Annotated in this window: 6 protein-coding genes; 4 read left to right on the forward strand and 2 right to left on the reverse strand. The window is 52.0% G+C overall.

All coding sequences use genetic code 11. The features are described 5' to 3' along the window. Together V6D20_03235 and V6D20_03240 are read right to left on the reverse strand one after the other, a co-directional pair. The coding region (locus V6D20_03235; protein ID HEY9814807.1) for a ring-opening amidohydrolase at positions 1-871 on the reverse strand (871 nt) is incomplete at its 3' end. Positions 872-906: 35 nt separating this feature from the next. Next, positions 907-1,578 carry a GntR family transcriptional regulator gene (locus V6D20_03240; GenBank protein HEY9814808.1) on the reverse strand — a complete coding sequence of 224 codons (672 nt, stop codon included), beginning with the start codon at positions 1,576-1,578 and terminating at the stop codon, positions 907-909. A 718-nt stretch (positions 1,579-2,296) separates the two neighbouring features. On the opposite strand from V6D20_03240, the gene V6D20_03245 reads away from it, so the two are divergent. From V6D20_03245 to V6D20_03260, 4 genes are all read left to right on the forward strand, one after another. After that, positions 2,297-2,770, forward strand: a complete 474-nt coding sequence (locus tag V6D20_03245) for a hypothetical protein (GenBank protein HEY9814809.1) — start codon at positions 2,297-2,299, stop codon at positions 2,768-2,770. A 596-nt stretch (positions 2,771-3,366) separates the two neighbouring features. Then, on the forward strand, positions 3,367-3,837 hold the full coding sequence (locus V6D20_03250; GenBank protein ID HEY9814810.1) for a hypothetical protein: 471 nt from the start codon (positions 3,367-3,369) through the stop codon (positions 3,835-3,837). A 636-nt stretch (positions 3,838-4,473) separates the two neighbouring features. Then, positions 4,474-5,913, forward strand: a complete 1,440-nt coding sequence (locus tag V6D20_03255; protein ID HEY9814811.1) for a hypothetical protein — start codon at positions 4,474-4,476, stop codon at positions 5,911-5,913. Between the two features lie 326 nt (positions 5,914-6,239). Then, on the forward strand, positions 6,240-7,853 hold the full coding sequence (locus V6D20_03260) for a pseudouridine synthase (protein HEY9814812.1): 1,614 nt from the start codon (positions 6,240-6,242) through the stop codon (positions 7,851-7,853). Positions 7,854-7,891: the final 38 nt, after the last annotated feature.

Genomic DNA, 7,891 nt, shown 5'->3' on the forward strand with positions numbered 1-7,891 from the left:
GCTCCGGTGTGAGCGGTGTCGTTACCTTTAGACCAGCGCTGGATAAGGCTGTATAGACGCCCTGGGTGTCAAGCTGATCCACCATAACACCATGACCAACCCGATAAGGACTGATGGCGCTATCGCTATTTCCCATCACCAAAATTCGACAGGCCGATTGTTCACCTCCAGCCGAGACCGATCCCTTTTGGGTAAATAAGGAGCGATCGCGGTTCACCACATCATCCCTGAGTTGCTCGATAGTCACTTCCTTTAAAGCTAAGGCAATCCCTAGGGCACTAGCTCCCTTAGAGAATGAGCTGGCCTGCCCTAGGTTACTGCTAACGACCTCTGCACCTCGCTGCTCTGCATCTTGCAATCGAGCTGGGGTCATTGCTGGACATTTAACTTCCACACAATGGACATCCGCTAAATTAGATATGCCCGCTTGGGCGATCGCCTCCTCCACGGCAGCGGCAACCAGCTTAATTTGTGTCAGAGTACCATACTCCTCCGGCAGTAAAATATGGGTATTGGCAACGCCAACCGTCAGGCGTTTCTGGGAAGGAGGGGTAGCGGGTGCAGCAACGTTACGACGGGTAAAGACCGTGTAATGAGGACTCATCAACCCACCACAGAGGCCGATCATCATCATGGGAATCCGATCAAATACTGCTTGGGGTGTGAGATGCAAATACTCTGAGAGCAGCAGTTGCATACAGAGGGCGCTATAGCCTCGGGCATAGCCGGTTCCCTCTGTTTGGGCGATGATGGCCACGATATCTTCAGCGGCGATCGCCTTTGTTTCCAGTAACTGCTGTAAACCACTGACATCCTCTGGGGCGGTCATGGGTAGGCGATAGACACCGGTTTCAGTCCAAGTTGATTCCATGCAAAACTCCTGAGGTGATGGGAAAAAGGGATAGGCTACTGGGGGTCAAGCACTATGCGAGCAGAGTCTAGGGTTGAGTTAATGTGGCTGAGCAATAGGTGGGTAGCTTGGTCTACGTCTTTGGCGCGGTAGGCAGCTAGGATGGCCCGGTGTTCGGCATCGGCGGAGGCGCGCTGACCAGGATGCTGGGTAAACGATAGATTGATATAGAGGGTGGCAATATCAGACAGGCGTTGGAGAACATTATGCAAATGGGAGGTGGGGACGGGGCCGTGGAGCAGCCGGTGGAAGTCGCGATTCAGCACAATCCATTCGGCTTGGTCAGGTTCGGTGTCCATCTGATCCAGCAATGCTTCGGCGGCTTGCAGTTGGGCATGGGTCACCTGCCCTATACTTTTACGCACGGAGAGGGGGATGAGAGCAGCACGAATGTCAAAAATTTCTTCGAGCTCTGCCAAGGTAGGGGTATGAACCACGGCTCCGCGAAAGGCATCTAGGTCAATCAAGCCCTCACTACTCAGTTGCCGCAGGGCTTCGCGGATGGGGGTGACACTCATCTGCAAAGATGCCGCTAGGTCAGCCTGAACCAGACGGGTACCGGGGGGCAAATGCCCTGCCAGAATCAATCGCCGCAGATGCTGGGTGACATTTGCCTGGCTGGTGCGAGGACTGGGCACAAGGTTAGGAATCGTAGGTTTGGCGGCCATGCAGGATTCTCATAGTACAAGCGATCGCTCCTCAACAGATGGCAACTGGCTATCTAACGTGATCTGAACCCCATAGATGAGGGGTCTCGTTATAAATAGAACAACGTGATGCTGCGATTGAGTCGGTGCCGTATATTATATATCATATATGATTTGAGTTTGACTAGGGTAGGTCAAAGCGATCGCCCCATACTTGTCTATAAAGAATTGAAACGCTTGATCCAAGTCTAGGGGTTACCCATGGTTTTCTTGGGCACACTAAATCCAGGAAGACTAGAGTATGGCCATCTCTCCACCCATATCACAACCTAGTGCCCGTACTAGGCTCACTGCATTGCATTCCCCTCTCTACAGTTGCAGACCACAGTTGCAGGTCACAGTAGGCCATGGATATTGGGTTGGCTAACGGTCTTATCAATCACCATCCCCCGGATGATTGTCCAATTGTTTGAGGCGACCCATTGAATAGAAACTTGAACTTCTTGCAGTGCATTCACCTCAACGATTTAGAACAAGGGCGTTGCTGAATCGATCCATGATTTGCCCTCATCCCCAATTCTTCTTCCCAAGGAGAAGGGAGCTAGAATGCTTGTCCCCTCACCCTGGAGAGCTAGGTTGAGGGCAGATTTAGGACTTCATGCTTGTATTCAGCAACGCCAGACAAAGGAACGCTTCTGTCCTTTGTCTTCAATCGTTTCCATTCCTTTTAGGAGAATTAATGATGAGTACCCAGCTCCTCCGTCCAGAACTCGGCGACTTTAGCAGTATTGTATGTTTCAAGGCTGTTATTGTAGGAGTCGAAGAAGCCCTAGGAGAAAAAGCCGCAGCGATCGCATTTTTAGCAGCCGGTCGCCTACGGGGTAAAAATTTAGCGAAAGACTTAAATCTTAGCAATGCCAACCTGCCACTGGATCAAGTTGCCATCTTGTTGAACAAAGCCTTAGGAAAAGACGGCACCTGCCTATGCCTCGTAGACAACATCCTTGAAGTTGGTGAAACCTATCAAGTTTTTTGTCGGGAAACTATCTGTTCTGCTGGAGAACCCCAAGGCTCTAACCGTAATTTGTCCTTTACTCTCGGTGCAGTGCAAGGTGCTTTAGAAGAAATTACCCAAAAACGGCTGCGGGGTAAACAAATTGCCTCGGTTTTACGGGGCAGTGACCATGACGTCATTGAGTTTGGGGTTTTATAGCTGTCTACATCAAGATTGTTTAATATGTTCTCTTTCCTACGCAATTTATTCTATTCTTCACCTAAGAGAGAATATCAAGCCAGGATCGAAAGCTTTCGATCCTGGTAACAGGCGTACATTAGAGAGGTTCTATACGTAAGTTTTCTGATCTAGGCAATACCTTGATTCCGTTACTTCAAAGACGTAGTCTGATGCCTCCCTTCATGTTGAGACTATGCTTGAACCTCTAATCTCTAGTTCATCACAACCATCAACCAAATTCTATCTGTAGCTACTACTAGCTGATAGCTACATCTATGAAAACAACCACAGGTAAGACATTCATTGATGTCTTTGAGGAGACTGCTGGGGTTACAACGTATCCTAGCAGCCTCACCCCAAACCTTCTCCCGACCGGACAAGGGCTAAGACCGCTGACGCTTAAAGGTTGGATGAGGCTAGCGGGAGATATTCTGTCGCTTTTTATCAGATTTAGTACCAGTTCATCAGGTCAAGACCTTCACTCTAAGAACTTTGAGACTTGAGGGGTTTGACATTCAACTATTACCGAAGTCTTTCACTTTCTTTCACTTTCTTTCCCTTTAGGAGATTTTACAATGAGTACCAACCTGCTTCGTCCAGAACTTGGTGATTTTAGTAGTATTGTATGTTTCAAAGCTGTTGTGGTAGGAGTTGAAGAAGCCCTAGGCGAAAAAGCCGCAGCGATCGCTCTCTTAGCTGCTGGTCGCCTACGAGGTAAGAGTTTAGCCAAGGACTTACAACTGAGTGCTTCTAACGTACCGTTAGATCAACTAGCAACCTTGTTAAATAAGGCGCTAGGAAAAGATGGTACCCGCCTATGCCTCATAGACAACATCCTTGAAGTTGATGGCACCTATCAGGTCTTTTGTCGGGAAACAGTCTGTTCTGCTGGAGAACCCCAAGGCTCTAACCGTAATTTGTCCTTTACTCTCGGTGCAGTACAAGGTGCTTTAGAAGAAATTACCCAAAAACGGCTGCGAGGCAAGCAAATTGCCTCGGTTTTACGGGGCAGTGACCATGATGTCATTGAGTTTGGGGTGCTGTAACCATTCTGGATGATCATATCAAATCCGGTTGAACATGCCATTTATTCAAGGCAGTGGCAATGCTGGAGATCTACAGCCCCCTTATCGAAAGAAGCGAAGAGGGGATTGAAGACAGGATGTTACAGCTATGGGCGTTGCTGAATAGCGATATGATTCCTCAACATGTTGCATGGAGTTTCAGATCCTGTGGCTAGAGGTTCATAGCCTCATGCAGCAACACCCAGTCATGACCTTTCAGCCGGATTGGATAGAAGACGTCTGATAGTTCTCACCCTGCACGGTGTTGCGAAATCCTAGGAAAATTCTGCAACACCGTGCAGGAAGTTTCAGATCTTCTAGCTAGAGGCTCATACCCTGATTCAGCAACACTCATGGATGAAGGAGAGGACAGCCAAAGCTTTCGAGCTTCCCTGATGCCAACTCGCGGGACATATTTCTCGTCACCATTCTGAAATAGCAGGATTGATCCCTAGATGGTAGGTCAAGGTGTGTCTTCAGTTACTGCAGAGTTCAGGTTATCCATAGAGGATGTTGGAAACTTAGACGGATTTGGGGGTTTAGGGTTGAGCATAGCGTTTCGACCCTCGACCCGCAAGATACTCCATCTATAACATCAGATATCAGGGAGAAAAATTTGTGTTCAACCTACGCACGGCAATGTTTGCCTTCATCCTACTGGCGCTATTGCTGCTGGCAGGGCGTTTTGTAAAACAACGAAGTCGATGGTGTCAGCGTCTCTATTTACCTGCCTCCATTATGGCTGGGGTGCTGGGGCTGCTGCTGGGGCCGGGAGTCTTGGGGGCGATCGCCACCTCCATTGGGGGTGAAGATACGCTCTTGTCCGGTGGGTTATTTTCCTCGGATATTAGCACCGTCTGGTCTCAAATGCCGGGGGTCTTTATCAATGTGGTGTTTGCGGCATTGTTTTTGGGGGAATCAATCCCTGCACCCCGCGATATTTGGCGAAAGGCTGCTCCCCAAGTTGTTTTTGGCCAAACCCTGGCCTGGGGGCAATATGTAGTGGGTCTCTTAGCCACCATTGTGATTTTGATGCCCCTGTTTGATATCAACCCCATGGCGGCAGCCCTGATTGAAATTGGCTTTGAAGGGGGCCACGGCACAGCGGGAGGGATGGTTGAAACCTTGTCGGAGCTTGGCTTTGCCGAAGGGGGCGACTTAGCTCTGGGGTTAGCAACTGTGGGAATTGTGTCTGGTATTGTCTGCGGGACGGCTTTGTCCGACTGGGGACGGCGCAAGGGCCATGTGTCGATGCTCAACCGGGATGTGATGGAGCCGTCCGAAATTCCTGACCTGAATGTGTTGGCTGAAACCCCCGAAATTCGTCAGCAGCGGGCCAGGCTATTACACAATCTGTTGATCGATCCCCTGTCGATTAATGCGGCTATTGTGGGGGCAGCGATCGCGGTGGGGTGGCTGATTCTAGAAGCCCTAAAGTGGATTGAGTCGGTCACCTGGGGGCAGTCGGGCTTTGCCCTGTTTCCCTTTGTGCCGCTGTTTCCCTTGGCGCTCATCGGTGGCATTGTGGTGCAGGTCATTCTCAACCGTCTGGGATTGGGCTCCTTAATCATCCGCCCTATGGTGCAAAATATTGCCGGGGTGGCACTGGATGTGTTGATTGTGGCCGCGATCGCCTCTATTTCCCTGCAGGTCATCGGTGCAAATCTTGGTGTATTCCTAGTGCTGAGCGTGGTGGGAGTATTATGGAATGTCCTGATCTTTCTTTGGTGGGCCCCTCGGGTCTTTCCCACCTACTGGTTTGAGAAAGGCATTGGCGACATGGGGCAATCCATGGGGGTTACAGCCACCGGCATTTTGCTAATTCGTATGGTGGATTCAGATAATCACACTGGTGCGTTTGAAGGATTTGCCTACAAGCAACTGTTTTTTGAGCCGATTGTCGGCGGTGGCTTATTTACAGCGGCGGCTCCTGCCTTAATCAACCGTTTGGGCGCAGGCCCTATGCTGGCGATTACCAGCGCGCTGCTCCTCATGTGGATCATCATTGGCTATAGCCTAATTCGCCAATCTCGCAGGCCATCCATGGGGGAAACTTAGCAGTTTTTGGCGTTGCTGAATGAAGATATGACATCAGAATAGAAGCAAGATGCTCCCACAACCTTGATGGTGAATGAAGTGCGCGTGTGAGCGTCTTACTCACGGTTTGTGAGTGCCAATCCTATCGCTATTCAGCAACGCCCGTTTTTGAATGATCGAGCGGCGAGATTGTGGAACGCTGAGGCCTATGTAACAATCGTGACTATCTTGCTTGTCTAGCTGAAACCTCATAGCCGTGATCGCTGCCCCCACCCAGGCATCATGTCTCATAACCAAGACGGCAATCGAATCATCTTTTCCCGTCAGTAAGCCATAACCGTTTGTCCATGACCGTTGCTCTACCCCTAGCGCTGTATGAAACAGAACCGATCGACTCCCATGAGCTACAGTGTGGCACCTACTGGTATGAAGGATGCTGTCCGACAACAGGTGAATGGCTGCGACTGCCGCGATCGCCCTTGGCAGAAGCTGTTGCGCGGCGGGTGATGCATGAGTTGGTGACGGATCCCATTACCCAGGATGGCAAGATGTATGGGGTGCTGTTGGCAGCAACGGCAACGGCAGAGATCCAGGTGCTCAAGGCATTTTCAGGAACCTTGCAGGGGCAGACTGATCCGCCAGGTTGGGTGCCGCCCCTGCCGGCTCGTCAGATGTTAAGAACGGCAGAAACCGAGACGCTGCGCCAGCTAGAGCAGATGAAGCACCAGCTTCAGGATCTGCACAGCTTGCCGGTACGCCAGCAGTATGCAGAGGTGAAGCTGTGGTGTGATCAACAGCGGCAGCAATTGAGCGATCGCCATCGGCAACGGCAGCAGCACCGACAGCAGCAGCGCGTCATGATCCAGCAAACCCTACCCGCAGCAGAGCAGGCGATCGCCCTCGATGCCTTAGATCAGCAAAGCCGTCAGGATGGAAGCGAGTTGCGCCATCTCAAACGCCAGCACCGTCAGCAATTGCAGCCCTTGGAAGCAGCGATCGCCCAAGCCGATGCTCAGATGCGTCAGATCAAGCAAGCCCGAAAGCATCTATCTCGGAGCCTCCAGAGCCAGCTCCATGAGGCGTACCAACTCACCAACTTTGCGGGAGAATGGCGATCGCTGCCCGATCTAAACCCTCACCTGCCCAGCGGCACCGGCGACTGCTGTGCCCCCAAGCTGCTCTACTACGCCGCCACCCATCAGCTCACTCCCTTGGCGATGGCTGAATTTTGGTGGGGCCCCTCCCAGGGCGATCGCGTGGCGGGTCGGTTCTACGAAGCCTGCGCTGACCGTTGCCAACCGCTTATGGGCTTTATGCTGTCAGGGCTATCCCAGGCGATCGCCCCCCAGCCTTCCCTGCCCATCCTCTATGAAGACGACTGGCTGGTAGCCGTAGACAAACCAGCAGGACTGCTTTCCGTGCCCGGACGCACCAGCGATCGCCAGGACAGTGTCCTGAGCCGCCTCCGTGCGCGTCTCCCCTCCGTAACTGCCGTTCATCGATTGGATCAAGATACCTCTGGGGTGCTGTTGCTGGCCAAAACTCCAGAGAGCGATCGCTCTCTGCGGCAGCAGTTTCAAGCTCGCCAAGTGCGAAAAACCTATGAAGCCATCGTCATCGGTCACGTGGCCATGGATCAAGGCCACATCGATCTGCCTTTGCAAGCTGACCCCGATCATGCCCCACGCCAGCTCGTTCACCCTCAGGGCAAACCCAGCCATACCTACTATCGCGTCATCGAGCGCCAGGGCGATCGACCCAGATTAGAATTCGTACCCATCACCGGTCGCACTCACCAACTGCGCGTTCATGCTGCCCAGGGGCTGGGGTGTCCCATCTGGGGCGATCGCCTCTATGGTGGAGGTGTGGCCGACCGCCTGCACCTCCACGCCCATCACCTCACCTTTTGCCATCCCCATCATCAAACCTGGCTGACCCTCTCTGCACCTCTGCCGTTTTGAGGCTCATCTAGCTGATCTCGATCAATATCTATGGGCAG

The organism is Candidatus Obscuribacterales bacterium, from assembly GCA_036703605.1.
Lineage (GTDB): Bacteria > Cyanobacteriota > Cyanobacteriia > RECH01 > RECH01 > RECH01.